This window comes from Micromonospora sp. NPDC047753 (assembly GCF_040642735.1).
Lineage (GTDB): Bacteria > Actinomycetota > Actinomycetes > Mycobacteriales > Micromonosporaceae > Micromonospora.
Window position 1 is genome coordinate 1 of the sequence record NZ_JBEYSL010000005.1, and the last position, 23,504, is coordinate 23,504.

Consider the following 23,504-nt stretch of genomic DNA (forward strand, 5'->3'; position numbering starts at 1 on the left):
TCCCAGACCGGCTTGTCCCAGGTGACCAGTGGGTCGCCGCCCCAGATGTCGTTCACCAGCACGTCGAGTTGGCGGTGCTCGGCGTCGATCCGGGCGACCAGGTCGCGGACCTGATCGGGCACCAGGTGGTCGACCTGGACGGCGATGCCGGTGCCGCCGGCCGCGCTGACCAGCTCGGCGGTCTCCTCGATGGTCTCCGGTCGATCCATCTCGGAGCGGCCGGCCCGTGAGCTGCGACCGGTGGCGTAGACAGTGGCCCCGGCCGCGCCGAGCTGAACGGCGATCTGCCGTCCGGCGCCACGGGTGGCACCGGCGACGAGCGCGATCTTTCCGGTTAGCGGTTGTGTCATGCCTGCGACGTTGTCAGGAATACCTGACAACCGACGTCCGAATTCGGTACTCGATCTAGTCGACCAGTCGGACCCGGACCCGGCGGTTGGCCCGGCCCTTGCTCTCCACCTTCACGACCTGAACCTTGCCGATCTGGGCGGTGGAGGCGACGTGGGTGCCGCCGTCGGCCTGCACGTCCAGCCCGACGATGTCGACGATCCGGACCTCCTGCTCATCGGGCGGGATGAGGTTGGACTGGGTACGGATGATGTCCGGCAGGGCCAGCGCCTCGGTGCGCGGCAGCACCCGGGTGGCGACCGAGCGGTCGGCGGCCACCTCGGCGTTGACCAGCTCCTCGATGCGACTTTTGAAGTCCGGGGGCACCTCGGGGAGGTTGAAGTCCATCCGGGCCTCGCCCGGTTCCATTGCGTGATCACAACGGTCACTTACCCAGCTTGCTGCCTCCACGCCTGACGGTACTGGGCGAGAACTGCCACGTTGATCCCGAAGGCGCAGGTGTCCTCGTCGCTGCCGAGCGCCGAAACCGAGCCCCAGAGCGCGCGGTCCTCTTCGCCGTCGAGCAGGTTCTCTTGTCGACGGAGGCGGGCGGCGTCCCACGCCTCGCGCTCGGCTTGCTGCTCAGCGCGGACCTTGCGGACGTGGACGGCCCAGCCGGTGCCGAGTGCCCCGACGACCAGGACGGCGGTCCCTGCGGCGGTGAGGAGCTCGACGGCGCCGACGGTGCTGGCGCGCCAGAGCCGGTAGCCGAGTCCGGTGGCGGCGAGGACGGCGAGGACGGTGCAGATGGCGCGGGCTGAACCTAGGGCGTTGCACTGGTGTTGCACGTTGCTCCGATCGCAGGGGGAGGTCATTGATCGGGGGTGGGCTGGCGTCACCTCCCACCTCGGGCGGCTTCGGGCCGAAGATCCGAGGCGTATTTGTGCTGGTCAATGCCACGGTTGGAGCTAGATCCATATGTTACGACGAGATGACAGACAGGCATCATGACTCTCGGCCGTGGAAGTTGCACACCTGGCGGACGTAGGTCGTCCTAAGTCCCACCAATCGGACTATCGCGAAATCCATTCGGTTGACCCCCGAACGGGGGTCACAGGTCAGCGGACGCGGAACGGCGCCCCGGAGTCGTCTCTCGGAGCGCCGCCCGTCGGAGGGGTGTGGGGGCTGAGCGAGTAGGCGCCAGCCCGACCCACCCAGCCCGTGCGAGTCACCTGCCAAGGAGACCCACCCCGGAAATCTATGATGACTAGTCATGCCCGGTCAACCCGCCATGACCTGTGATGACCTGGGATGTTGACCCGCGTGGCGACGCATGATCCGATTGGCGAACCTGCCAAGGAGAACGATCCATGCCGCCCGCCTACAGCAAGATTCAGCTACTCATCGACGGAGTCACCCAGCGCATCGAAGCCGGGGACTACCCGCCCGGCACAAAGCTGCCCTCGGGGCGGGAGTTGTGCGACGAGTACGGCGTCAGCATGCAGACGGTGCGTACCGCGATTGAGCGACTGAAGGCGGCCCGGTTGATCGAGTCGGTGCCGGGCGGCGGGTACTACGTGCGCCGCGGCCAGTAGCCCCGCTCAGAGGTCGATGACGTAGTCGAGCTCGACCCGGTCCCCGGGCAGCACGATGTCGACGGCCGCCTCGACCGGCCGACCGCCGGCCAGCATGGTCCGGGTGATGGTGAGGACGGGCACCGAGTCGCCGATGCCGAGCGTCCGCGCCTCGTCGGGGGTGGGCATCCGGGTACGGACCTGCTCGCGGACCTGGTCGACGGTGACGCCGAGGGTGGCGAGCTGGGCGATGTTCCCGCCGGGCCACGGCTCGTTGGCCGGGTCCGCCACGGGCGTCCCGCTAACCATGGCGAGCAGCAGGTAGGAGATGGAGATCTGCTGCGGCACGCCGTGGGAGCGGAACACGAAGTGCCGGCGCAGCAGCGGCGTGCCGGCGTCGACCTGGAGCAGCTCGCCGAGCTGCTCATCGGCGGGGACCTCGGTGAAGTCCTTGTCCAGCGTGTACGCGTCCCAGCCGATGCCCAGATCCTTGGTGAAGCTGGTCGCCTTGCCCGCTGGCTGCCCGTCGCGCTGGGCGGTCTCCACCTTGTAGCGGTCCACGCCGAGCCGGCGCACGGGCCAGCGGGGGCGGACGTGGGAGCCCCGGTGCCGGGCGGTGGTGATGAGCCCTTCGGCGCGCAACAGCGAGATGGCTTCCCGGACGGTGCCGCGGGCGACGCCCCACTGCTCCATCAACTCCACCTCGGTGGGCAGGGGTGCGCCCGCCGGGAGGGTGCCGGTGGTGATGCGTGCGCGCAGCTCGTCGGCGATCTGTCGGTAACGCGGGGTCTCGTCGCGGGGTGGGGCCATGGCGATCACGGTACCGCCCGATCTTGATTCGTCTGTGCGCCTGGTCTGGGCCGAACGTATCAGAGTTTCGTCTAGACGAATAGACAGAACGAAGGTACGGTTCCGCCATGGAGTACCGAGTGGACCTCTACACCGCTGCCGCCCTGTTCGAGCGGACTGAGCGGTTCATCGCTCGCAACGAGGCCGAGGCGGTCGTCACCGCGCGCGGCCTGGTCGTCGGTCATAACGCGGGCTACGCGCTTGTGTACACGGCGGACGGCAACGGCTCGACTGGCTTCGTGGCCAAGGTGGGCGCGGAGCGATGAACCTCCCCGACTGGGCCGCCTGGATCCCCGACGCACTCGACGTCGCGCAGGACAACGCGCAGCACGTCGCCGTCGGGGCCGGCATCATCGGCGCACTCATCGCCGCCAGGGCCATCCGCCGGTTCACGAAGGACCGCGAGCACGACGAGGTCGCGACCAACTTGGGGGTGCTGCTCTTCCTGGTCGTCACCACGGAGGGCATGTGGGAGGTCGTCCGCAACAAGCTCGGCGTACCGATCCTCTTGGCCATCGCGATGTTCGCCGCGTACGACGTGGTGATCTACGCGCAGCGGGCCTCGGCGCTCAAGGTGCTCGCGAAGGACAAGAACGCCCGAATCGGCTTCTACCTGGCGATCATCTGGGGGATGTCGATCGCCGCGTCGATCACTGTGAGCTTCGCCAGCGGCAATACCGCCGTATGGTTCCTGCGGTTCTTCTCCCCGCTCGTGGGCGCGGCCCTCGCCACGCAGAAGATCCTCGCCAAGCGGGGCGACGGGGCGACGAAGCAGGAGTCCAACTGGATCTGGACCGTAGACCGCGTCCTCGTCCACAAGGGCTGGAAGAAGCCCGGGGCCGTCGACGACCTCAAGGACGTGTTTGCCAAGCGGCGGATCGCGGCCCTCGTCGACGCCGGCCTGGAGCTGCGCGCCCAGCAGAAGGCGGCAGAGACCCGCACCGAGCCGGTGAAGGCGTCGCGTTGGCGCCGGCGTGAGGACCCGCTGGTTGCTGCCCGGCGTCGGGTTCAGCAGTTGACGAAGACCGCGACCCCGGCCGACGTGGACGCCGCCCGCCGGCAGCTCCGGCTCACGCTGAACGCCGAGCGGGAGTTGTTCCGGCCGGACGACGACCTGGACGAGCGTGGCCGGCAAACTCTCGACGAGGTTCGGCTCATCATGCGCCAGGCCACGGACCGGCTGCGGCCGGATCACGTCCGGGCGTTCGGCTCCGATCGTGGGCCGATGGTGGAGCTGGGCGGGATCCGGATGCCCGCTCACCTGGCCGCCCGGATCGAGCAGAGGTCAGCCGTCGAGCCGACCACGACTCCGACCGTGGAGCCGGCCACCGCGCCGACCGCGACGGTTGCCGCAGCGGCCACGAAGCGGCCGACCGTGGTCACCAGAACGACCGCGAAGCCGGCCGCCAAGCGTGGCCGGAAGCCGGCCGCGAAGGGCACCGAGGCCGAGCGCACGGCCACCGCGTACGCCGACCTCAGCGCTGCTCTCGGCCGACCGCCGACGGGCAGCGAACTGGCCACCGAGGCGGGCGTCAGCAAGTCCTACGCCAACGACTGGAAGCGCAACAACGCACCCACGAAGGAGAACTGAGATGCCGCAGAACGAGTCCGTGATCCCGTCGACGACCGAGACGCTGCGGGCGCAGCGCCGGGAGCAGCAGAACAAGGCGAACGGGGTCCAGACCCCGATCTCCCGCCGCTCGGCCCGCCTGATCGCGGAGCAGCAGAACCGGCGCTGACCCACCCAAGCAGCGGGGCGCCCGGTCCCACCTCCTACAGCCGGGCCGGGCACCCCGCACTCACTCCCGAAGGAGAGCAACCATCATGCACCGCGCCGACACCGACATCGACATCGACCTGGAACTCGACGAACCCCAGCCGGTCACCACCCCGGGCGTCGTCGCCCCCGCCTGCCTCATCACCGGCGGCCTGGTCCTCCTCGCCGCCGGGGTCGCCAGCTTCACCGGCCACCTCACGCTGGAGTCGAAGGCGTTCCCCCTGCTCCTGGCCCTGCTCTTCATCCTCGGCGTCATCGCCACCACCCGACGCCCCACCAACCACTGACCCGGAGGTAACCCCATGGCGACGCGCCTGCTCCCCGAGAACGAGATCCGCACCGACGAAGACCTCATCCAGATGCTTGAGGGCATCCGGCAAGTCGGCGTCGCCGGCCACGACGAGCTGGACGAAATGGCCGGCATGATCCGCATGAAGATCGAGCGATACGCCCGCCGCCACGGCATCGGCCGCATGAAGGCCCGCTGGTGGGGGCGCATGGTCGCCCTGCCGTTGAGCCGCTGCGCGGACGCCATGCTCGCCGTGGCCAGCTACTCCAAGGTCTGCAAGAACCGCTTCGAGGCGTTCGTGACCGCCCTCGACGACGAGAACGCCGGCCGCTCCGACTTCGAGGTCACATCCCGCAAGCAGGTCGCCTGATGAGCCGCAAGACAGGGTTCGGTGACGCCGCGCGCGGTGCCTCGTACGTGGTGCAGGCCAACCCCCTGCCGTACGTGGTGCCCGCCGTAGCCGCCGTCGTCAACCTGCTCCTGTCCGGGGTGCTGTCCCTGATCTGGGGGGCGTACGCCAACCCCACCCCGTGGGAGTCGGCGTGGCGTTCCGCGCTGGTCCTGGGCTGCGCCGCCCTCATCGTCTGGGTGACCTGGCGGGTTGGTCGCGCCCGCAAGCAGGAACTGCGGGTCATGTCGATGCTGATGTCGATGGCCAGTTGCATCGGCCTGTGGGTGCTGACGTTCCGCGGCTGGACCGTCGACTCGGTCCTCGTGTACCTGCTGGTCATGGCCACCGCGTGCATCGGGCTGGCCGCGACCCGGCTGCTGCGCGGCGACGGCACCGACACCCGGCCGAGCCTGTTCGGTGAGCTGACCGAGCGTGTGAAGGAGTTGCAGGACGTCGGAAAGCACGGCACGCCCCGGGTGGTCGACGGGCGGATCATCACGCCAATCGAGATGAACGCGGGCGGGGACTTCTCGCAGCTCGCGAAGCCTGAGGTTCGGACCGCCATCGCCTCGCAGCACGACGTGCCAGTCGGCGGGGTGCGGATGATCCCCGACCGTGACACCCCCCGGAAGGGGCGGATGGAGCTGTCGCCGGTGGACATGCTGGAGAACCCGGCGCAGTGGCCGGGCCTGTCGGCGCCCGGCGGGTCGATCGCTGAGCCGCTGCGCCTGGCCGTGTATCAGACCGGCCGCACCGTGCCGCTGGTCCTGCCGGGCGGTCCGGGTCGCAACGCGATCGGTGTGCTGATCCTGCTCGGTCAGTCCGGCAGCGGGAAGACCGAACTCCAGATGGCCCTGGCCACCGAGGCGCGGTCTCGCCAGGACGCCCGAGTCACGTACATCGACGGGCGGAAGGGCCGCCAGCTCCCGCAGGCGTTCCGTGACGCCATGCACACCATGATCTGCGACGCGGGCGACGGTGAGCGGTACCTCGACGACATGGTCAACCGGGTCTCCGCTCGCGCCGCGCAGATCGGCGACCACGGCCACGAGCAGTGGACCGCCGGCTGCCCGGCCTGCCCCGCCTTCGAGGTGGTCATCGTCGACGAGGCCAGCAAGTTCGTTGAGGCCGAGGACACCCTGGTTGAGCTGGCCGAATCGATCCGCTCCGTAGGGATCTTCATGCTCCTCGGTTTGCAGCGCGCCACCGGGGACCGGATGCCGACGTCGGTGCGCACCACGATCGGAGGGGTGATCTGCATGGGCGTCAAGAACGCGGCCGAGGCCGCCCGAGTGCTCAGCGAATCCACCATGACCGCCGGGGCGGACCCGGGTCAGTGGGGCAACAAGAAGCCCGGCGCCCTGTACGCCGAGCTGCCCGGCGTCGACGAGGAGGACTGGTCGCTGCCAGCACGGACGTACCGCCCCGACCGGGACGCCCTGGTCGCCGAGCTGGCCGAGCACCTCGAGGCCGCCAGCGCGGACGCCGACGACCGGGCCCTACCCGTGCCGGCGGGCGAGGGTGAGTTGGTGCCCGATGAGTCCGAGCCCACCGGTGACGACCAGGCCGCCGAGGACGACCCGGAGTGCCCGCCCCTGCCGGCGGACCCCGAGTGCCCACCCGACGGTGACCCGCGTACCCCGCTCACCGTGCCGGACCGCGAGCGGATCGAGCTGTTCATCGAGCCTTCGCAGGGGCAGCAGTTCACCCCGGAGCAGGTGCGGGACCTGTTCCGGCAGGCGATCGAGGACGCGCACCGCCGGGGCATCACGCAGGTGAAGCCGTCGTCGTTCGCGCCGCTGATCGACATCGTTGGTGAGGCTGGGTTGAAGCCGCCGACGGTGACGAAGATCCTCCGGGAGCTGTGCCAGCCGGGGCGGGGGCAGATGCTGCGGCGGGCACCGGCGCGGGGCGTGTACGAGATTCTGCTTCCCGAGCTGGTCGGGGTGCCCGCTACGTAGCGTCACGCGGGCCGGCGCCGGTGTGCGCACTTCACGCACTTCACGCGTCGGCCCGCAACCGGCCCCTATACGTGCGCGTGCGCGCGCCTGCGAGGGGCCGTGAAGTCCGTGAAACGTGAAGTCCGTGAAGTCCGTGAAGATTGACAGAGAGTGAGCAGGCCGTGAGTTGGCTCGGGACCGCCCGCAAGGGTGCCGCGAACGAGTTCGGTCGTCGGATGTGGCGGTGGTTCGCCGCCTTCGAGATCACCCGCAAGGTCGCCCCGGTGGTGCTTCTCCTGGCGGTGCTGGCGGCGTCGGTGTGGATGGCACTGCGGTGGTCGGCGTGGTGGATTCCCCGCCTCGGGATGCTGGCCACGCTGGCGGCGGTCCTCGGCGTGATGCTGTGGCTGTACCGGCGGTGGCGTTGGTCGGTGCAGATGGGCTTCCACCGGCCGGCGCTCGCCCTGGCCGGCCTGGTCCTGCTCGCCGGGGCTGGAGGGGCGTTCTACTGGCTGCGCTGACCCCGGACGCGACGCAGCGGCCCCGACCCCCGACGTGGGGGACCGGGGCCGCTGGGCGTTCGGGGTCAGTCGCCAAGCCAGAACGACGTCCGACTTCGCCGATCCGCAAGCACCAGTGCTACCCGTCCGACGACCACTCTTCGGTATCGGTAAGACCCGAGACGCAGCTTGCCGACCAACTGCCCGCGCTGGGTCAACATCCTCACCTCCCACGGCTCCGTGCCGAGTAGCTCTGCCGCTTCCGCGACCGTCACAAGATCGGATTCCTTGGCTGTCGAAAAGTAAGGGTCACGAATGGCGTGGCGGTTGTCCCTATCGAAGCCAGATGGCCGCAGGCCGGGCAGGACGCGAGGGATCGTCGAATGGAACGGCGCAGCGAGATACCGCCTCGTGAGGTCGTCGTGGTCGCGAAATCCTCGCTCCACGGCGGCGATGAGCAGGTTGCACCTGGTGCAAGTCAGGCCCCGTACAGCGTGACGGCCGATGGCGTGGTCATGCTCTATGCACGGGTTGCTCATCTCCATCCCGCAGCGATCGCAGCGGCCTTCGGCGCGACGCACTAGATCCTCGAACTCAAGGCACGTCAGCCGGTAGTAGTAGTGGATCGGCTTGTGGCCGACGCACCGGGCTGCCCGCCCCGTATAGCTCGTCACCCCTGCTCCGGCCGCTTGGGCAGCTTGGCACCGGGCTTGCGTAGCCACCAGTCGAGAAACTCTCGGCACAGCTCACCGGCCGAGGTTCCGGCGTCCTTGGCCTGCTCCATCGCCGGCTTCCAGGTGTCGTCGGGGATCCGGATGCTTCGGTGCTGGGTCTTCGGGGCGTTTGGCATGCTCCGAGCATATTCGGTGTACGTACAGAAATCCAGCATGGTGTACGTACGATTTCCATCTTAAAGCCCTTGCAGGTGTACGTACACCTGCGTTAGACTATGGGTACAGGGAAACGGAAGGGGAATGGAAATGACGAACATCATCTACTGCGAGGGCTGCGGCGAAGCGGGCGGGAAGCACGAGGACCCCTACTACCCGGGCGAGGACGACCTGATCGACATCTGCACCCCCTGCCTCCGCCACCGGCGCCGCCAGGCCGCCATCGACGCCCGGCAAGCCGAGTTCGCCGACATGGACCCCGCCCGAGCCGAAGCCCTGATCGGCGCTCTCTAACCCTGGAGGGCCGGGCAACCGGCCCACCCGCAGGAATGCGCTTTCCCTCCCTCTCTTGGATACGCAAAAACGCCCTCCCCAGCCGCAACCCGGAGAGGGCGTTTCGTGCTCGGGTCACGATCCCGTCCAAAGGCGCACCCGAGCGTGACCACTGCCAGCAGCCTGATCGGAGCGAAGGGGCTACCGGCCGTGGTCGCCTCCTTCGTACCGCGACGGCGAATGCCGCACAAGAGGTGGCGCACGGGCTCGCCCAGACAGACGAACGCCCCCACCCGGCCGGAGCCGAGCGGGGGGCGTTTCGTCGTGCGGGGAGGGCCTACCGGATGGACTGGCGGGGGTCAGCCGCTGGCGTGACCTGGTTGCGGGTCAGCAGCGCCAGGACACCCACCACGGCCACCTGCACGGCGCCGACGGTCTCCTGGGACACCTCCAGCCCGTACGCGGCGACCAGGACGGCCACGGCGGTCACGAGGCCGGTGAACGCGGCCGGGGCGACCGGGCGGACCAGGGTCGCGTTGATCGCGGTGGTGACCGCAGTCAGGACGGCGACGATCGCCGCGGCCTGGAGGGCGGACAGCCCGTCGATGCCGAACGTCACGACGACGCCGAGCAGCGCCGAGATGGCCTGGATGACGAGGGTGGGCTCACGGCCGAACAGCTTCACGATGCTCCTAAGGTGGGGGTCGTGGTGCGTGGTGGATACGCCCAGCAGCCGGACGGCTCACGGGCATGGCAGGAGTGGAAGCCGGACGCCTGTCCGGCCGGTCACACGCGCCTCGGCGCGTCGACGTGGGCGTGCCGGGAGTGCAACTGGCCCGTCCGGGCCTGGCCGTGCATGACGGAGGGCTGCGACGCGGTGATCTGGGACCCCGACCACGTCCACGGCGAGTAGCTACAGGTGGTCGGCCGGCTCGTGCTGGGCCCGGTGCAACAGCACACACCGCCACAGGATCTGGACAACCAGCAGTGCGAACGCGACCAACGTCACCACCGACCGGCCCGGGTAGTCCGGCCAGATCCGTGCCGCGACGATCAGGGTCAACAACACGCCCAGGTCGGCGGTGAACAGCATGACGTGCCGGCCACCCGGGTTGTGCCGCCAGTCGCCCGCCGTCGTCGCCCAGTAGACGAGCACGAAGTACCAGCAGCCGGCGGCGCCAACCGCAGCCACGGCAGTGGTCAGGTCTCTCATTTCGCCCCCCGCAGAGCGTCCGTGATCATCGGACCGAAGTGGTTCTTCCGCCGGAGGTCGTGCATCTGCTGCGCCACCCGGTCAACGGGGGCGTCGTCGGCGCGGGCGGCAGCCAGATCCTCCCGCGCCTTTTCCAGACCCTCGCGGACCTCGACGGCTTCCGGCGAGGGGCACTTACGCCTACGTCGCCAGATCATCGCGGCCCGCCTCCCGCGCGAGTCCCTGAAGGAGCCGCACTGTCAGATCCGAGTTCGGTAGCAGCTTCGTGAGCTGGTCATCTCTTACCCGGATCTGCTCGTCCTTGACCTTCACGGTTTCCTTCAGGTCGGCGATCTGGCCGTCCTTGTCCTTGATGCGGTCCTCGTGCACCGAGCGGGAGACGAGCCGACCGGTGAGGACCAGGAGCACCACGAAGACGAGTACCCCGACCGGGCCGCCGGTGCCGAGCAGCGCCGGTGGGAGTTCCACGGGCTACCCCTGCATCCTGCGGGCCAGTTCGTCGGCGACGGCCTTCACCTGCGCGGGCGGGATCGCGGCGGCGATCTTCTCCGGCGTCAGCGACGCCAGCACGCCTGCCACGATCGCCGGCTCGTCGACCAGGTCCCGGCCGGCCAGCGCGGCGAGCTGCGCCTCGAGGCGGGCCAGGGACTGCTGCTCCACGCTGACCTTGTTGCCCTTGAACTGGGCGTAGTGCAGGTCAGCGAGGGCCTGACGCTCCGACGGGCCCTTGTCGTAGATCGGCGTCTTGGTGTCGAGCGCCATGTCGTCTCCCTGGAAGTCGGCGAGGCTGTCGCCCCGCAGGATGGACAGGACCGCCGCTGCGGCCTTCGGGTCGTTGACGTACCGGCGGCGCAGTTCCAGGTGCACGTGCCACTCGTGGTCGTCCGTCGCCGTGGAGACGGTGCCCGCGTACCAGTCGTAGCGGCCCGGGTTGCCAGTGCCGTCCCAGCCGTTGTGGGCGTTGAGGTAGCGGGCCCTGGGGTCGTTGGCCCGATTACGCCACACCGCGCACAGGCGGGCGTGGCACAGCCTCATGTCGGCCAGGCTGAGGTTCATGTCGATCGCGGAGGCGCAGTCACGCGGCCACGTGCCGGGCGGTGCCTTGTCGTCGGGCCTGGTCACCGAGTAGTCGGACCGGTTGACCTGGTCTTCGATGCTGATGTGGTAGCCGCCCCGCTTGGCGTGGCGGGTGTCGCCGACGATGCCGGAGATGACCGCCGACGGGTACAGCTTCTTCCAGTTGGCGGCGATGCCGGTCAGGACCGGGGTTGCTCGGGTGGCCACGTCAGCACCTCTCCACGATCAGCTTCGACGACGCCGTGGAGAACGCGTCCATGGTGATGTTGCCGGTCCCGGACAGCCGCACCGCCGTCACACCGACCGTGATCTGCCCCGCGACGTTGGTGAACGTGCCCAGCAGCACCGTGATCAGGTTGGTGGTAAGGCACCCCTGGTTGGTCGTGTCGAACTGGGTGCCCGCCGCCGTCAGCGTTCCCCCGGCCTCCCGGCGCAACCGCAACTGCACGGTGTCGCCGGCCACCGATGAGCGCACGTGCTGATGCGCGGTCACCTTGTACCGGGCAGCCGCAACGGCGGTGAAGGTGAACGACGTCACCACGGTCTCGGTGGTGGTGAACGGGCCCACACCGGCACCCGACCCCCGCAACGTCTCACCGATCCATCCGGGTGCCCACGACGACCGAACGTCGTCACCAGCGGCCAACGGCACGGCAACCTCCTCTCACAGGCCCACGATCGCGGGCACAGCCACCTGAACGGCTGTCCCCGCCGCGTGGCCTTTCACGATTCCGTTGACGGACCGGACGACCGTCGCGGTCTGCGGGCTCGACGCCCCAGTGATCACGGTGACCGTGACCCGCTCCCCGCCCACCATCAGGTCGAAGGGGAACGCCGCCGCCTTCGTCGTCCACAAACCCATGGCCGCCGGGGTGGCCAGCAGCATCGTGGTCGCCGTGGACGTCACCGACGACGACAGGGTTGCCCCGTCCGCGGTGACCCGCTGCGGGCCGTCCACCACGGCGAAGCTCCATGCCGCCGCCGGGTCCGACGTGACCACCGCTGACCACGCCGTCGGGCTGATCGTCTCCGACCAACCCATCACCAGCCGATCGATGTCGCCCGGCGGGTGCGGAAACGGCGGGTTGGTCCGGACGATCCGCGATCCCACCCGACACGCCAACCACGCCCCGACCAGATCCCGGTTCGCGGCCAGATCCAGGGGGAACGTCTGCTCGTTCAGTCCGGGCAGCGTGCCCTGGTACACCCGCAGCGACGCGTGGTCGCGCAGTTGCCCGTCCGTCTCCACGTTCAGCGACGCCGAGTCGTCGTACAACCCGACCCGCTGCTGGTGAGGCACGTTGTCGACGGTCACCTCAATGCCGTCCGGCCGGGAGATCGCCCACCGGTTGCGCAGCCGTTGATCGTCGAGGGCCGGCGCGAGCACCTCCACCTGACCGCCCGACGTCACCTGGTACGTGGCCAGGTCAACGCTCATGGCGACCGGGCGGTTGTGCCGGGCCCCGTGCGGCAGGTACGCCAGCCCGAACCCGTCCTCGGCGAGGATCCCCTCGTCGGCTTCGGCGGCCTCCTGGAGCAGCTCCAGCACCCCGAGGGTGCCCTGCGGGCCGAGGCGCTCGCTGGCACCGCCGGCCACCGTGACGGGGATGCCTTCCTCCGCGCACAGCCGCGCGATCCGGGCTGAGGCGGTCTCACCCGCGTACCCGAACGCGGCAGCAACGGCGGTGTCCAACGGCGGCGGGATCACCGACACGGCGACGTGCTGTTGGGCCATGTCCGCGCCGCCCTGCGCAGCCGCGGTCAGCCCCAGGGTGTCGATCGCCGGCAGGGTCATGTTCCCCGCGGTGGTCCCGAAGTTGACCATGACGCCGTCGACGTACACGTTCCAGCTCACTTTCGCGCCGGCCTGGTAGACGTCCCAGCGGACGTGATGCGGCTGCCCGTCGAACAGCGTGGCAGCGGTTGCGGTGACCTCCGATTCGCCGTTCATGGCCACGTCCACACCGCGCACGCTGGGCAGCAGCAGCAACTGCGGCCACCCCAGCGAACCGCCCAGGTAGGACGGGTTCGCATCGACCGTGGCGTCACCCGAGTCGGTACCGGAGCGATACATGAAGTCCACCACCCAGCGTCCCGGGCTGGCCGGCATGACCACCCGGCCCCAGATGACCGTCAGGCCGGCGCTCCCGGACCGGGACAACGCCTCCGGCAGCCACGGGGCCATCTCCCCACGCCCCCACTGGGCGAAGGTGAGCACCGCCCCCGACGGGTGGGTGCCGGTGAACGGAAACAGCGGCGACCGGCCGACCGTGGCTGCGCCCTCCCGCACCGACTGCCCATCCTCCAGCGTCCAGTACGCCACCGGTGACGTGGTGGGGATGTACCGGGCCGGAGCCGACCGGGCCGGTTTCGCCCCTTGCGACAGCCGGCGCAGGATCCCCGACGCGGTCACCCGCACGAACGCGTCCATGCCGCCGCTGGTGGGTGTGAACTGCGGTTGCCACTGGTCGGCGTACCCGGCGAGCCGGTCGTACCAGATGCCCGCCCACCGCACCCGGTGCAGCATCGGCACCCCACGATCCACGTTCGGCCAGTAGGTGGAGAGCGGGTTGCCGGGGACCAGCGCCCCGTCCGGGCAGTCCAGCGTCAGCGTCCCCGAGCTGGGCGACGCCTGCCGGGCCCCGGCGGACAGGCCCGCCCGGATCCGCACCGGGTCGGCGCGCTGCCTTGACGACAGGTCCGTCCACGACCACGCCGTCCGGCCGGCGGACAGGTTCGCGCCGAACGCCGCCCACACCTGAGTCTCGAACCCGTCCTGCGACGGCTCGTCGCCGAGGATCGCCGCGGCAACCAGGTCAGCGATCAGCGCGTGGCCGGCGTTGGAGAAGTGCACCTCGTCGGCGTACAAGCCGGCGGCGATGGCGGCCGGGGTGCCCTGGTCGGGGATGCTGGGCCGCAGATCCAGGGCGAGGACGTTCGCGTCGGCCAGGTCCACGGCGTCGATCTGGGTCATGTAGTTCGCCCAGAGGGTGGCGTCGGCGGTGCCCCGCTTCGGCATCTTCAACAGCAGCACCGTGCCGGTGAAGCCGGCGGATCGGGTATCGGCGATCATCTGGTTGAGCGCGTTTTTGAACTGGGCCGCCGTGGTTCCGCTGGTGGAGTCGTTGGCACCCCACGGCATGATGAGCAGCTGCGCGCCCTCCACCGCGCCCAACGCCGTCCACCACGCGTTCGAGCCGGTGAACGTGGCCAAGGTGCTGCCGTGGCGGGCTGCATCCACGACCCGCACCCCGGAGGCGGTGTCACCGTTGTACGTCATCAACCCTTCGGGGAACACCGGACCGGGAGACGTGACGGTCGAGGCGGCACGCGCCACCACAACGCTGTGCGCGCCAGCGGAGAGAGTCCCCGAATCCCAGATCAGCTGACCGCTGACCACGGTCCCGTTGACCCCGTCGACGACCGTCTCAGCACCACCGTCAAGCTTGATCGAATACTTGCCGACCGTTGCGCCTTTCGTGCCGTAGAGCTTCGCCCGGGTGCCGGTGAAGGCGAACGTCACCGAGTCGGACGCCGTGATGGCGGCGGCCCGGAGGCCGGACCCGTAACTGCCGGTGGTCACTCCACCGGTCGCCGTGCGCGGGTAGTCGCTGAACAGCGGCGACACCCGAGGCGACGCCGAGATGTACGGCACCGCCGCACCCGTCACACCACCCGGCTGCATCCGGGCGCGGAGCTTCTGCTGCAGCAGGTACTGCCAGCGGGTCAGCACCGACGTGGCACCGGTGCCCTCCGAATTCGAGTCACCGATCACCACGATCGACGCGACGGACGACGACGCATCCAACCCAAGTGGACTACTCACCTACGCCTCCCGTCGATACCAGCGGTGGCGCGGGCTGCGCACACTGTCACGGTGACCCGACTCCGCCTGTGGCTGACCCCGGGAACCGTCCTCATCGCGCTCGCCCTGGCCGCCGTCACCGTCGGCTTCTCGGTGCGCGGTGTCGACACGATCCAGGGATGGCTGGCCGAACCCGCCCCGGCGGCCAGCCCGCAGCCGACGTACACCGTGCCCGGAGCGATCCGCCTACCCGCCGGCCAACACGTCACCCAGGGGCAGACCTGTCAGGGGACCACCATCAGGCCGGACGCGCAGATCGTCGTCACCGACCCGAGCGGCGCCACCATCGCCTACGCACCCCTCAGCCCAGGGCGGCTCGTCGACGGGGCGTGCGAGCTGCCGTTCACGCTGACCCTGCCCGCCGGCAAGGGCCAGTACGGCATCGACTTCCCCGCGTACGGGCTGATGCCCTACACCGAGCAGGAGATCGCCGACCTGCTGGAGCTGACCATCGGCTAGGACCCGAACGCCACGTTCGGGTCGCCGCCGTAGTAGATGCGGGTGTGCTCCCGGATCGCCTGCATGATGGGGTCACCGTCCCCACCGATCCACCGGGCGACCAGCGGTGCCGGTGCCGGCGCGGACGTCGACAGCCCGTACCCGCCAGCCGACGCGGCAGCCAACGGAGTACCCGCGACCAGGGCGGTCACCCCGCCAAGCTCCGACCGAAGAGCGGGCAGCTCACCCCGGATACCCCGGATCAGACCACCCATGATCGCCGTACCGGCCGGCTCCAACAGCTTCCGGTCGCGCGCCGGTGGGCCCTTCCAATCCGGGATGCGTGACGTCACCCAGTTCAGCGTCGACTCCAGCGCGCCGAACGCCGAACGGATGCCGTTGATCAGGCCGTTGATGATGCTGCGGCCAGCGTTGAAGAGCAGGCTGCCGAGGTTGCCAATCGCTGAGGTGATCCGCCCACGCAGGCCGCTGAACGTGCTGGCCACCGAGGACAGCGCGTTGCGCACACCGCCGGTCAGCTTGTCCCACAAGCCGGTGAACAGGCGGATCGCCGATCCGATGAACGCCTCAACCCGCTGCTTCACCGTGGCGGTGCCGCCGGTGAAGATGCTCACGATGTGCGCCCACCCCGCCGCGATGGACTCCCGGAGATCCTTGACCCACTGGAACAGCCCACCGAACGCGGCACCGAGCCCGTAGATCAGGTCCCCGGCGATGCCGATCACATGATTGATCAGGTAGAAGATGACGTTCAGGGCGTCAGCGGCAGCCGGGGCCAGCGCCGCCATCACCCCCAGGAACGTCCCCAGAGCCGCGCCCAGTGGACCCAGGTTCAACGCAATGACCTCGATGATCGGACCGGCCGCCTGAACCGCCGCCAACAGGCCAGGCATCACAGCCTTCACGAAGTCGGCGAACCCCTGCGCCAGGCCCGGGATGTACGGGCCGATCGCCGCGAACATCTGCTCCAGGCTCGGCCCGATGTCGATCACGAGCTGCTTCAGGATCTCCATCGCCCTCAGCAGCGGGCCCGGCTTGCCCGGTTCACCCAGCAGCGGAGCGGCAGCCTTCGCCAGAGTCGCCTTCAACGTCGCGCCGAGGTCCGCCGCTGCCGACTTGAAACGCGGGTCGTCCTTCACGCCCACGATGCCCAGGGCGATCACGCCACCGCCGAGCGCGGCGAGGATGCCGCCCGCGAGAGCGGCGCCGATCAGCGGGCCGGCCACGGCCGCAGCAGCGACCAATCCGACGAACGCGGCCGGGCCGGCGAGGGTGGAGATGCCGCTGCCAAGGCTGCTGACCACACTGCTCGCCAGGGTCCGGCCGATGGTCTCACCAGCGGTGTTGATCCTGCCGTCGCGCAGCGGCTTGTCCAGGTCGACGTCGACGTCCGCCTGGATGCGGGCGCGGACGGTGCGGGACACCTCGGCGACCTGGGCGCGCAACTGCCGCTCGTACTCGGCGCGGCCGGCGGGCTCGGTGGGCACCTGAGCGGACAGGCTGGCCTCGACCGCGCTGATTGCGGCGGACACGTCGGCACGCAGGTCGTCGGTGTCCGCCCCAACGTCGATCTTCACCGCTTCGCGGGTCAGCGCACCCAGTTCCCGACGGACGTCGTCCTGCAGCGCCTTCGTCAGCGGGTCCAGGCGCACCGGCAGTGTCGGCTCCTGGCCGGGTCGGACCGGCACCTCGGCGGGCAGGTCACCGGGGCGGAACTCCGGCTTGACGGGCACGCTGACCGAGGTGCCGGCGAGGGCATCCCCGATCAGCGTGTCCAGCTTCGACCCGGCGAACTCCCGGGCGATGTCCTTCTTGAGGGCGCGCGCGAAACCCCGGGCTGAGGGGATGATCGCCACGTACGCGGTGCCAGCCTCCGTAGCCATCTCACCCCCCAGCGTTGATCAGTCCGAGTCGTTGCAGACGGCCCACGTACTCGCGGCGCCGCTTCTCCGCCCGCGCGTCCGGGCGCTTCAACGCCTTCGGCTTGGAGCCTTTCCCGCCGCCGCGCTGCCAGTTCGCACCGGCGAGCAGCTCCACGGCGCTGGCCAGCAGGTGGTCAGCCGTCGACCACCGCCCGGCCTCCCCGTGTAAGGCGACACCGAGCGGGGAGTCGGGCGGCAGGTGTCGGATCAGGGCCAGCAGTTCCCGCCGGGTTACTTCGCCGGTGACGATTTGGCGGAGCGACGTGCCGGGGTAGTACCGGCGGAGCGACGCTTCGACGGCCCCGCCGTGCTCCCGGATGAGCTGGGCGAGGCCGGCGATTCCCCCGGCTTCGTCCCGGCGTGCGCCTGCCAGCGGCGGAACAACTCACCCATCGCACCGGCTGGCTGCGGCAACTTCTCGAATCGCTCCCAGCCCTCGGGGCCGAGACCACGACGGAACAGGGTCTGGATCGCGTCGACGTCGCCCTGGTCGGCGACCTCCATCACCCGCCAGTCGGTGTCCTGGGCGTGGGGCAGCTCGAAGTCCTGCCCGCCGTAGCGGAACTTGTACGGGTCTTTGCGGGTCTCGGCGACATAGGCGTCGAGGTCAAACACGTTTTCGGGCATGGTGCTCTCCTTGCGGGCGTGCGGGCTATGGAGCACCGGCGGGCCCCGCGCCCGCAGACGGGCCCGCCGGTGCGATCAGGGGTTACGGGGTCTTCATGTCCTCGTCGAGGTAGTAGCGGTACGCCACCACCCCGGACCCATCCACGTACGCCGACAGCGTCCACTCGTAGACCGTGATCTCCTCCGACGACCAGACGATGTCCCCGCGCTCGGTCACCTCGGCCTTCGGCAGGTAGATGCGCTGCGCCCGGGTCGTGCCGTCGAGGCCGTGCAGCACCCAGGCGCGCACGTCGGACACCGGCGGCTTCTCCGCCAGCGTGGCACCCTCGGCGGTGCGGGTGAGCGTGCTGCCCGGGTACTGAATGCCCAGGGTGACCAGGCTCGTTTCGGCAGCGGCGAACGTCCACGTCTTCGCGAACTGGCCGGGGATTCGCCTGGCCAACGCGTTGCCCTGCCAGATGAACACGTCGGTGCGGTCCTGGCTGGTGGCCTCGGTGATGCCGTCGGATGAGATCGCGCCAACGCCCAGGAACCCCGCCGCCAAGGCGGTCGAGGCGTTCGTGGGGGGCGTGATCGTGCCCGGGGTGGTCCGGTCGTGGGTGTAGACGCCACCGTCGGTGTAGGCGCGCAGCAGATCGGTGTCGACCGCCATCGGTCATCCTCCTGAGTGCATGGTGAGGGCCCGGCGGTCGCCGGGTACTGGTCGCGGGCGCGACGTGTGTTTACGCGGGTCGGCCGCGCATCCCGATCTCGACGGTGAGCTGAGTGATCGTCAGGGCGACATCCGCCGGATCCGGCACCGGCGTCGGACCCGCGAACGTCGCCACCCGGTAGCAGGTCACCGGGCGCGGCCACCCAGGCACCGTCACGTCCTGGCCCCGGATGCCGCGCAGCAACGCCCACACCAGTTGGGCGATCGCCTGCCGATTCATCTCGTCAGTGGTCGCACCGGTGGAGTACCAAACCTGCGCCTGCAACCTCGGGGAGTCGGCCACCATGTGCAGCTCCACCCCGCCGAGGCGGCGGATCCGGACGTACTTTCCGGGCGACTCCTTCGGGGCCACCTTCGTGCCCACCGTCACGCCGTTGATGTAGGGCTCGGACCGCTCGGCGAGCCGTGCACGCAGCCATGTCACCGCGACCTGCTCGGCGTCCGGGTACAGCGCGACCGCGTCCATCAGGCGTCCCGGGCGGCGTCGATGCTGCTGGTGAGGATGCCGTGCTTGGCTTCCACCGCCAGCCCTGACGGGTGGTCGAGGGTCACGGTGGCCCGCGCCCGCTCCACACCCTCCGCCACGTCCACCGTCACCGGCAGGGCGATCCGACCAGGGACACCGTCCACCCGGATGCCGGCGGCCTCGACCTGCTCGGCGACCGCCTCAGCCTTCCGGACGAGCACCGCCTGAACGCCCTCGGACCGCAGCAGGTTCCGCATCCCCCGCCGGTTCAGCTTCACCCGGGTCACCTTGACCGACACGGCTACCCCTCCACCCGGTTGCAGTACGCCACCGTCCCGAACTCGATGCCCGAGAACGGGCTCTTCCAGGCGAACGGTTCACCCACCACCTCGTACGCCCGGCCCCGGATCTCCAACCGGTCCGTGGCCAGGACGTCGGCGCCCACCGGCATGAACACGACCAGGTCCGAGGCGACGACGTTCCGGTCGCCGGTTAGGCTCTCGTCGCGGCCGTTCTGGGCCACCGCGCACCCCGCGTACGGCGTTGACGTCGCGGCCGACCAGTCCCGGACCTTGTTGCCGTACCCGTCGTCGGCCAGGCCGGCGCGCAGCACCGCCACCGACTCCCCGTGCGGAAACGTGATCGTCACGGGTCCACCAGCTCGTACAGCGGGCCCGTGCCGGTCAGGTCCGCCCCGCACGAGCAGTACAGCGCACCGAACATCAGCGAGCAGATCGGCGAGTGGATGGTGCCGCAGCCCGGGGCGGTGTCGACCGTGAACGCCGACGGGCTTGACGTGCGGCACAGTGCCTGCAGCGCATCGATCTCCGACGGCCACAGGTTGAACCCCGACCGCTGCCGGGTGTCCGTGGTCACCGAGTACGGGCCGGCGGTCTGCTGCTGGAACGCACCCGCCCCAGCCTCCGCCCACCGCTTCACCGCACCGATCAGGATCAACTTCGCCTCAGCGAGCTGGCCGGCGGTCGGTGCCGGGTCGGTGGACGCCAGGCAGGGTGCGACGCGGCTGGCCTTGGCGTTCGCGCCGGCCACCATCACGGCGACCAACTCCCCGCCCTGCAAGCTCGCGGGCAGGTCAGACGGCAGGATGATCTGCCCAGCGGCCGCCGGGTCAGGCCCCGCGGGGATCGCCATCGTCAGCTCCCGTCGGTGAGGTCGCGGCGGCCTGCGCCCGCAGCTGCGCGTTCTCCGCCCGCAGCACCGCAGCCTCTCGCTGCGCCAACCACAGCTCCAGCGCCAACTCGCGCACGTCGTTCAACGTCAGCTCCACGGCCGCCCCCTCACGCCGCAGCGATCGTGGTGACGGTGCCGCTGCTGCCGCGCCACTTCAACGCGCCACCCTCGGCGTACAGCACCCCACCGCCTGTCGGGTTCGACGCCGGCACGGTGGTGGCGTTGCCGACACCCACCACACCGACACCGCCGCCGAGGCTGGTCGTGTTCAACGTCAGCGAGCTGACCGACGACGACGATCGGCGAGCCACAAAGCCTGGCCCGAGCGTGATGTTGCCCGTCGACCGGGACACCACGATCGGGGTGTCGATCAGCACCCCGGCATCGTCGTAGCGGACGAGCTGCCAGTTGCTGCCGGCGTTGGCTCCCGCCTCCGCCTCGTTCGTGCTGCGGATCTTCCACCGCCGGTACTGGTCCGCGCCCTCCGAGTCGAGGCTGAACATCAGCCCCTTTTCCGTGCCCGCCGGAGCGGACAGGCGCAACTCCTGACCGTTCGAGCACCGCACGACCAGGTCCGCCAGATTGGTCATGATGAGCGTCTTGTCCAGGCCGGCGATGGCGTTGTCCACGGCGGGGTTGCCGAAGCGCACCTCAAACCGGGTCTGGATCGCACCCGTGCTGTCCGGGGTCTCCACCGACCAATGCTTGTGGTTCGACGCGTGGTTGTTGGCCTCCCAGTGAGCGCCCGCCCACACCACCGGCTTCATCGCACCCACCGGCTGACGGTTCACGTCGTACCCGCCCGCAGGGAAGTACCAGGCCTCCATGGCCTTGGCGTCCTTGCGCATCAGGTAGTGGCGGATCGTCTCGCCGTACGAGTTGTAGTCAGCCCGCTGGTACGAGTGCAGGTTCAGCCGGCCAGTCGAGTCGTACTGCCCCTGCTGGCCGTCGTCCTCGCCCCCGGCAAACGACGACGGGATCGACACCGACCCCACTGTGCCAGTTCCGACGATCTGCTCCAGCGCCTGGAGCCGCGGTTCCGGTGCCGCCATCACCCGGATGACCGGCCCGTTGTCGACGATCGCGTACAGCACGTCCGTGCCGTCGGTCGGGCCACGGAAGTCCACCTGACCGCCGTACCCGTCGAGGTGCGTCGTCGAGTTGAGCAGCGCGTCGCCTGGGTCGGGGGTGTCAGTGCCCCGCTCGGTGTAGACCGGCGCCCGGTTCTGGCAGGCCGGGTCGAGGTAGTAGGTGATGACCCCGTTGGTCGCCTGGTCGCCGTTCGGGCGCTGCACGAACCGAGTGCCGGAGTCGGGGAAGCGTCTGGACGCCACGGGGCTCTCCTTGCAGGTTGTGGTGGGGCCCGGTCACAGAGCGGCCGGGCCCCGATCCCTCAGCGCTCGTCGTCGGCCTGGAGAGCCGCGATCAGGTCCGGCTTCCGGCCCTCGGAGGACACCCGGTCCGCCTCGTCGCGGTCGGCGTTGCGCCGCTCGATCTCGGCCTTCAAGTCCGCGACCTTCATCGCCTCGTAGCCCTCGGCAGCCGGGCTGGACTCCGACCCGGTGTCGGGCACCCAGGACGAGTCCATGACCTTGTCGTCACGGACCGACACCCGGGCACCGCTGGTGATGTGCGTGTACCGCTTCATCGGGGATCAGCCCTCTCAGACCAGGTCGTGAATCTTGGCGAAGGCGTTCAGGTCCGCGATGCCCCAGCCGTAGACGACCTCAGCACGGAACGCGACCTGGTTGTTGCGCTTCAGGTCGCCGCCGCCGTCCGGGTCGCCGTACCGGATGACCTCTAGGCCGATCGACTTCTGCACGCCCCAGCGGATGGCCGAGAAGTCGCCGGCGAAGCCGAGCACCTTCGTGTCGACCGCGAGGACGCCCGAGCCGCGCACCGTGTTGGACACCGACGCGCGGTGACCGTCCAGCTCCGAGACCTCGGTACCGAGCTTGAAGTTCGGGTACAGCTTCTGCTCCGAGTTGGTGCCGCGGAGCGACGAGAACTTCGAGGCGTAGGTCGGGTCCAGAGCGATGTCGCGGGGCACGAAACCGTCGGCGAGCACGAGCGCGTCGGCCGCGTCGAGGCTCACGTACGGCTTGTCGGCCGCGACGTACTCGACGAGGTTCGTCGTGTCCGTGAGTCCGCCGTTCATGGCCGCCACGACGGCGCCGCCGGTCGGGTTGATCTCGTGGAACACGCCGAAGTCCAGCGCGCGGGACAACGCCGGCTGGATGAGGTCGAGGATGTCGTCGACGACCTCCAACTGCCGGGCCTCGTCGGCCCACAGGACTTCCTCGTTCATCCGGAGGGTCTTGTGGAACTTGTACGGCTTGACGGGCTTGCTCGTCGGCGTGATCGTCGAAGCGCCCTTCTGGCCGCCCTCAGCGACGTACTCGGCCTCGCCGATGTCGAAGGTCCACGACTCGCCCTCACCGAAGGTCATCGGGGTCTGGGCCGAGAGGGTGGCGACGCACGAGCCGCCCTTGATCTTGCCGAGCCACGGGCTCAGCTTCTGCTTGGGGATCGAGAGGGATCCGGTCGCCAGTGATGCCACGGTCTACTCCTGGAAAGGTCAGTCGACGTCGAACAGGCGCCGCGTGAACTCGCGCATGTCGCTGTTCGAGCCGGAGTTCGGGTTGCTGCCCTCGCGGGGCACGTGGTTGCCGGTCTTCTTGCGCTGCGAGCCGCGGCCAACCAGGCGATCCACCTGCTTGAGCAGCAACTCGGGGTCGGACGCGGTGAGGAACAGCTCGGCGTCCTCGTCGCTGATGCCGTGGAGCTTCACCAGGTGCTCACGCAACTGGCCCGCGACCAGGCTCGGAACTTTCGCCGCCTCGGCCTCGGCCTTGGTGACGCGGTCGTTCGCCTTCTCGATCTCCGACTTGTTGGCCTGCTCGATCTCGTCGAGCCGGCCAGCCTTCGCCTTCAGGTCGTTGTAGTCGGCGAACTTGCCGCGCTCCCGGGCCACCCGCTCCGCGATGACACGGTTCAGGTCGTCCTGGGACGTGATCGGGGTGAAGGGCCTCGGCTCGGGTGGCGTCGACCCGTCCTGCTGTCCGCCGTTCTGCGCGCCCTGCTGCTCCGACATCTCTGCTCCTCACATGTCCGCGCGTTCACCGCCGCGCGTCGGCGTACCCCACCCCTCGGCGGGAAGCT

General features: G+C 69.7%; 35 protein-coding genes and 1 pseudogene. 11 read left to right on the forward strand and 25 right to left on the reverse strand.

Annotated features, from left to right (window positions below; genetic code table 11):
• From ABZ749_RS00865 to ABZ749_RS00875, 3 genes and pseudogenes are all read right to left on the reverse strand, one after another.
• The coding region (locus ABZ749_RS00865) for an SDR family NAD(P)-dependent oxidoreductase (protein ID WP_357221308.1) at nt 1-350 on the reverse strand (350 nt) is incomplete at its 3' end.
• A gap of 55 nt (nt 351-405) precedes the next feature.
• A pseudogene (locus tag ABZ749_RS00870) lies at nt 406-756 on the reverse strand (alanyl-tRNA editing protein); the annotation flags it as partial.
• 20 nt (nt 757-776) lie between these two features.
• Nucleotides 777-1,202 carry a hypothetical protein gene (locus ABZ749_RS00875; RefSeq protein ID WP_357221311.1) on the reverse strand — a complete coding sequence of 142 codons (426 nt, stop codon included), beginning with the start codon at nt 1,200-1,202 and terminating at the stop codon, nt 777-779.
• Nucleotides 1,203-1,697: 495 nt separating this feature from the next.
• On the opposite strand from ABZ749_RS00875, the gene ABZ749_RS00880 reads away from it, so the two are divergent.
• On the forward strand, nt 1,698-1,922 hold the full coding sequence (locus tag ABZ749_RS00880) for a winged helix-turn-helix domain-containing protein (protein WP_357221314.1): 225 nt from the start codon (nt 1,698-1,700) through the stop codon (nt 1,920-1,922).
• A gap of 6 nt (nt 1,923-1,928) precedes the next feature.
• Here ABZ749_RS00880 and ABZ749_RS00885 read toward each other — a convergent pair whose 3' ends face one another.
• Complete coding sequence (locus tag ABZ749_RS00885; protein ID WP_357221316.1) at nt 1,929-2,711, reverse strand: GntR family transcriptional regulator; 783 nt, start codon at nt 2,709-2,711, stop codon at nt 1,929-1,931.
• 107 nt (nt 2,712-2,818) lie between these two features.
• On the opposite strand from ABZ749_RS00885, the gene ABZ749_RS00890 reads away from it, so the two are divergent.
• From ABZ749_RS00890 to ABZ749_RS00920, 7 genes are all read left to right on the forward strand, one after another.
• Complete coding sequence (locus ABZ749_RS00890) at nt 2,819-3,016, forward strand: hypothetical protein (protein WP_357221319.1); 198 nt, start codon at nt 2,819-2,821, stop codon at nt 3,014-3,016.
• Nucleotides 3,013-4,341, forward strand: a complete 1,329-nt coding sequence (locus ABZ749_RS00895; protein ID WP_357221321.1) for a hypothetical protein — start codon at nt 3,013-3,015, stop codon at nt 4,339-4,341. The genes ABZ749_RS00890 and ABZ749_RS00895 overlap by 4 nt, the downstream gene beginning before the upstream one ends.
• A gap of 1 nt (nt 4,342) precedes the next feature.
• Entirely contained in the window at nt 4,343-4,489 is a 147-nt protein-coding gene (locus ABZ749_RS00900; protein WP_357221324.1) for a hypothetical protein, read from the forward strand.
• A gap of 85 nt (nt 4,490-4,574) precedes the next feature.
• Nucleotides 4,575-4,814, forward strand: a complete 240-nt coding sequence (locus ABZ749_RS00905) for a hypothetical protein (RefSeq protein ID WP_357221327.1) — start codon at nt 4,575-4,577, stop codon at nt 4,812-4,814.
• 15 nt (nt 4,815-4,829) lie between these two features.
• Entirely contained in the window at nt 4,830-5,186 is a 357-nt protein-coding gene (locus tag ABZ749_RS00910) for a hypothetical protein (RefSeq protein WP_357221330.1), read from the forward strand.
• Nucleotides 5,186-7,168 (forward strand): hypothetical protein, encoded by a 1,983-nt coding sequence (locus tag ABZ749_RS00915; RefSeq protein ID WP_357221333.1) that lies wholly within the window; start codon nt 5,186-5,188, stop codon nt 7,166-7,168. The genes ABZ749_RS00910 and ABZ749_RS00915 overlap by 1 nt, the downstream gene beginning before the upstream one ends.
• 161 nt (nt 7,169-7,329) lie before the next feature.
• Nucleotides 7,330-7,668, forward strand: a complete 339-nt coding sequence (locus tag ABZ749_RS00920) for a hypothetical protein (RefSeq protein WP_357221336.1) — start codon at nt 7,330-7,332, stop codon at nt 7,666-7,668.
• Nucleotides 7,669-7,733: 65 nt separating this feature from the next.
• Here the strand turns inward: ABZ749_RS00920 and ABZ749_RS00925 are convergent, their stop codons facing one another.
• Both ABZ749_RS00925 and ABZ749_RS00930 read right to left on the reverse strand, forming a co-directional pair.
• Entirely contained in the window at nt 7,734-8,321 is a 588-nt protein-coding gene (locus ABZ749_RS00925) for an endonuclease domain-containing protein (protein ID WP_357221338.1), read from the reverse strand.
• The gene (locus ABZ749_RS00930) at nt 8,318-8,497 is read right to left on the reverse strand and encodes a hypothetical protein (RefSeq protein WP_357221341.1); all 180 of its coding nucleotides are present in this window, start codon (nt 8,495-8,497) and stop codon (nt 8,318-8,320) included. Before ABZ749_RS00930 ends, ABZ749_RS00925 begins: the two co-directional genes overlap by 4 nt.
• A 130-nt stretch (nt 8,498-8,627) precedes the next feature.
• Here ABZ749_RS00930 and ABZ749_RS00935 point away from each other — a divergent pair, with 130 nt between their 5' ends.
• Nucleotides 8,628-8,831 carry a hypothetical protein gene (locus ABZ749_RS00935; protein ID WP_357221343.1) on the forward strand — a complete coding sequence of 68 codons (204 nt, stop codon included), beginning with the start codon at nt 8,628-8,630 and terminating at the stop codon, nt 8,829-8,831.
• Between the two features lie 316 nt (nt 8,832-9,147).
• Here ABZ749_RS00935 and ABZ749_RS00940 read toward each other — a convergent pair whose 3' ends face one another.
• Nucleotides 9,148-9,495: a hypothetical protein gene (locus tag ABZ749_RS00940; protein ID WP_357221346.1), complete on the reverse strand. Its 348-nt coding sequence runs from the start codon at nt 9,493-9,495 to the stop codon at nt 9,148-9,150.
• A gap of 21 nt (nt 9,496-9,516) precedes the next feature.
• Between ABZ749_RS00940 and ABZ749_RS00945 the strand changes: the two genes are divergently transcribed.
• Nucleotides 9,517-9,723, forward strand: a complete 207-nt coding sequence (locus ABZ749_RS00945) for a hypothetical protein (RefSeq protein ID WP_357221348.1) — start codon at nt 9,517-9,519, stop codon at nt 9,721-9,723.
• Here ABZ749_RS00945 and ABZ749_RS00950 read toward each other — a convergent pair whose 3' ends face one another.
• The 6 genes from ABZ749_RS00950 to ABZ749_RS00975 are packed head-to-tail and all read right to left on the reverse strand — an operon-like array spanning nt 9,724 to nt 14,926.
• Nucleotides 9,724-10,023: a hypothetical protein gene (locus ABZ749_RS00950; protein ID WP_357221351.1), complete on the reverse strand. Its 300-nt coding sequence runs from the start codon at nt 10,021-10,023 to the stop codon at nt 9,724-9,726.
• Nucleotides 10,020-10,220 carry a hypothetical protein gene (locus ABZ749_RS00955; protein ID WP_357221354.1) on the reverse strand — a complete coding sequence of 67 codons (201 nt, stop codon included), beginning with the start codon at nt 10,218-10,220 and terminating at the stop codon, nt 10,020-10,022. Before ABZ749_RS00955 ends, ABZ749_RS00950 begins: the two co-directional genes overlap by 4 nt.
• A complete protein-coding gene (locus tag ABZ749_RS00960) occupies nt 10,204-10,491 on the reverse strand; it encodes a hypothetical protein (RefSeq protein ID WP_357221357.1) in 288 nt (95 codons plus the stop codon). Before ABZ749_RS00960 ends, ABZ749_RS00955 begins: the two co-directional genes overlap by 17 nt.
• Nucleotides 10,492-10,494: 3 nt before the next feature.
• A complete protein-coding gene (locus ABZ749_RS00965) occupies nt 10,495-11,307 on the reverse strand; it encodes a hypothetical protein (RefSeq protein WP_357221360.1) in 813 nt (270 codons plus the stop codon).
• Nucleotide 11,308: 1 nt separating this feature from the next.
• Complete coding sequence (locus ABZ749_RS00970; protein WP_357221364.1) at nt 11,309-11,752, reverse strand: hypothetical protein; 444 nt, start codon at nt 11,750-11,752, stop codon at nt 11,309-11,311.
• 12 nt (nt 11,753-11,764) lie between these two features.
• Nucleotides 11,765-14,926: an SGNH/GDSL hydrolase family protein gene (locus ABZ749_RS00975; RefSeq protein WP_357221367.1), complete on the reverse strand. Its 3,162-nt coding sequence runs from the start codon at nt 14,924-14,926 to the stop codon at nt 11,765-11,767.
• Between the two features lie 51 nt (nt 14,927-14,977).
• Here ABZ749_RS00975 and ABZ749_RS00980 point away from each other — a divergent pair, with 51 nt between their 5' ends.
• Nucleotides 14,978-15,424, forward strand: a complete 447-nt coding sequence (locus ABZ749_RS00980) for a hypothetical protein (protein ID WP_357221370.1) — start codon at nt 14,978-14,980, stop codon at nt 15,422-15,424.
• On the opposite strand, the gene ABZ749_RS00985 is transcribed toward ABZ749_RS00980, so the two are convergent.
• From ABZ749_RS00985 to ABZ749_RS01040, 12 genes are all read right to left on the reverse strand, one after another.
• Nucleotides 15,421-17,307: a hypothetical protein gene (locus ABZ749_RS00985; RefSeq protein WP_357221373.1), complete on the reverse strand. Its 1,887-nt coding sequence runs from the start codon at nt 17,305-17,307 to the stop codon at nt 15,421-15,423. The genes ABZ749_RS00980 and ABZ749_RS00985 overlap by 4 nt on opposite strands.
• A 270-nt stretch (nt 17,308-17,577) precedes the next feature.
• Nucleotides 17,578-17,973: a hypothetical protein gene (locus ABZ749_RS00990; protein ID WP_357221376.1), complete on the reverse strand. Its 396-nt coding sequence runs from the start codon at nt 17,971-17,973 to the stop codon at nt 17,578-17,580.
• 82 nt (nt 17,974-18,055) lie between these two features.
• Nucleotides 18,056-18,625 (reverse strand): hypothetical protein, encoded by a 570-nt coding sequence (locus ABZ749_RS00995; protein ID WP_357221379.1) that lies wholly within the window; start codon nt 18,623-18,625, stop codon nt 18,056-18,058.
• A gap of 70 nt (nt 18,626-18,695) precedes the next feature.
• Nucleotides 18,696-19,151 carry a hypothetical protein gene (locus ABZ749_RS01000; protein WP_357221381.1) on the reverse strand — a complete coding sequence of 152 codons (456 nt, stop codon included), beginning with the start codon at nt 19,149-19,151 and terminating at the stop codon, nt 18,696-18,698.
• A complete protein-coding gene (locus ABZ749_RS01005) occupies nt 19,151-19,429 on the reverse strand; it encodes a hypothetical protein (protein WP_357221384.1) in 279 nt (92 codons plus the stop codon). Before ABZ749_RS01005 ends, ABZ749_RS01000 begins: the two co-directional genes overlap by 1 nt.
• 23 nt (nt 19,430-19,452) lie before the next feature.
• A complete protein-coding gene (locus ABZ749_RS01010) occupies nt 19,453-19,800 on the reverse strand; it encodes a hypothetical protein (protein ID WP_357221387.1) in 348 nt (115 codons plus the stop codon).
• Entirely contained in the window at nt 19,797-20,303 is a 507-nt protein-coding gene (locus ABZ749_RS01015) for a hypothetical protein (RefSeq protein WP_357221390.1), read from the reverse strand. The genes ABZ749_RS01010 and ABZ749_RS01015 overlap by 4 nt, the downstream gene beginning before the upstream one ends.
• Nucleotides 20,281-20,439, reverse strand: a complete 159-nt coding sequence (locus ABZ749_RS01020; protein ID WP_357221392.1) for a hypothetical protein — start codon at nt 20,437-20,439, stop codon at nt 20,281-20,283. Before ABZ749_RS01020 ends, ABZ749_RS01015 begins: the two co-directional genes overlap by 23 nt.
• 10 nt (nt 20,440-20,449) lie before the next feature.
• Nucleotides 20,450-21,676: a hypothetical protein gene (locus ABZ749_RS01025; protein WP_357221395.1), complete on the reverse strand. Its 1,227-nt coding sequence runs from the start codon at nt 21,674-21,676 to the stop codon at nt 20,450-20,452.
• Nucleotides 21,677-21,735: 59 nt separating this feature from the next.
• Nucleotides 21,736-21,990 carry an SAP domain-containing protein gene (locus ABZ749_RS01030; RefSeq protein WP_357221398.1) on the reverse strand — a complete coding sequence of 85 codons (255 nt, stop codon included), beginning with the start codon at nt 21,988-21,990 and terminating at the stop codon, nt 21,736-21,738.
• A 15-nt stretch (nt 21,991-22,005) separates the two neighbouring features.
• On the reverse strand, nt 22,006-22,902 hold the full coding sequence (locus ABZ749_RS01035; protein ID WP_357221401.1) for a phage major capsid protein: 897 nt from the start codon (nt 22,900-22,902) through the stop codon (nt 22,006-22,008).
• Between the two features lie 18 nt (nt 22,903-22,920).
• A complete protein-coding gene (locus ABZ749_RS01040) occupies nt 22,921-23,436 on the reverse strand; it encodes a hypothetical protein (protein ID WP_357221404.1) in 516 nt (171 codons plus the stop codon).
• Between the last annotated feature and the right edge of the window lie 68 nt (nt 23,437-23,504).

Excerpts from the sequence above, each read along its gene's own strand:
- ABZ749_RS00875 (WP_357221311.1), bottom strand. The coding sequence starts at position 1,202 with ATGACCTCCCCCTGCGATCGGAGCAACGTGCAACACCAGTGCAACGCC.
- ABZ749_RS00880 (WP_357221314.1), top strand. The coding sequence starts at position 1,698 with ATGCCGCCCGCCTACAGCAAGATTCAGCTACTCATCGACGGAGTCACC.
- ABZ749_RS00885 (WP_357221316.1), bottom strand. The coding sequence starts at position 2,711 with ATGGCCCCACCCCGCGACGAGACCCCGCGTTACCGACAGATCGCCGAC.
- ABZ749_RS00890 (WP_357221319.1), top strand. The coding sequence starts at position 2,819 with ATGGAGTACCGAGTGGACCTCTACACCGCTGCCGCCCTGTTCGAGCGG.
- ABZ749_RS00895 (WP_357221321.1), top strand. The coding sequence starts at position 3,013 with ATGAACCTCCCCGACTGGGCCGCCTGGATCCCCGACGCACTCGACGTC.
- ABZ749_RS00900 (WP_357221324.1), top strand. The coding sequence starts at position 4,343 with ATGCCGCAGAACGAGTCCGTGATCCCGTCGACGACCGAGACGCTGCGG.
- ABZ749_RS00905 (WP_357221327.1), top strand. The coding sequence starts at position 4,575 with ATGCACCGCGCCGACACCGACATCGACATCGACCTGGAACTCGACGAA.
- ABZ749_RS00910 (WP_357221330.1), top strand. The coding sequence starts at position 4,830 with ATGGCGACGCGCCTGCTCCCCGAGAACGAGATCCGCACCGACGAAGAC.
- ABZ749_RS00915 (WP_357221333.1), top strand. The coding sequence starts at position 5,186 with ATGAGCCGCAAGACAGGGTTCGGTGACGCCGCGCGCGGTGCCTCGTAC.
- ABZ749_RS00930 (WP_357221341.1), bottom strand. The coding sequence starts at position 8,497 with ATGCCAAACGCCCCGAAGACCCAGCACCGAAGCATCCGGATCCCCGAC.
- ABZ749_RS00935 (WP_357221343.1), top strand. The coding sequence starts at position 8,628 with ATGACGAACATCATCTACTGCGAGGGCTGCGGCGAAGCGGGCGGGAAG.
- ABZ749_RS00950 (WP_357221351.1), bottom strand. The coding sequence starts at position 10,023 with ATGAGAGACCTGACCACTGCCGTGGCTGCGGTTGGCGCCGCCGGCTGC.
- ABZ749_RS00955 (WP_357221354.1), bottom strand. The coding sequence starts at position 10,220 with ATGATCTGGCGACGTAGGCGTAAGTGCCCCTCGCCGGAAGCCGTCGAG.
- ABZ749_RS00985 (WP_357221373.1), bottom strand. The coding sequence starts at position 17,307 with ATGGCTACGGAGGCTGGCACCGCGTACGTGGCGATCATCCCCTCAGCC.
- ABZ749_RS00990 (WP_357221376.1), bottom strand. The coding sequence starts at position 17,973 with ATGCCCGAAAACGTGTTTGACCTCGACGCCTATGTCGCCGAGACCCGC.
- ABZ749_RS00995 (WP_357221379.1), bottom strand. The coding sequence starts at position 18,625 with ATGGCGGTCGACACCGATCTGCTGCGCGCCTACACCGACGGTGGCGTC.
- ABZ749_RS01000 (WP_357221381.1), bottom strand. The coding sequence starts at position 19,151 with ATGGACGCGGTCGCGCTGTACCCGGACGCCGAGCAGGTCGCGGTGACA.
- ABZ749_RS01015 (WP_357221390.1), bottom strand. The coding sequence starts at position 20,303 with ATGGCGATCCCCGCGGGGCCTGACCCGGCGGCCGCTGGGCAGATCATC.
- ABZ749_RS01030 (WP_357221398.1), bottom strand. The coding sequence starts at position 21,990 with ATGAAGCGGTACACGCACATCACCAGCGGTGCCCGGGTGTCGGTCCGT.
- ABZ749_RS01040 (WP_357221404.1), bottom strand. The coding sequence starts at position 23,436 with ATGTCGGAGCAGCAGGGCGCGCAGAACGGCGGACAGCAGGACGGGTCG.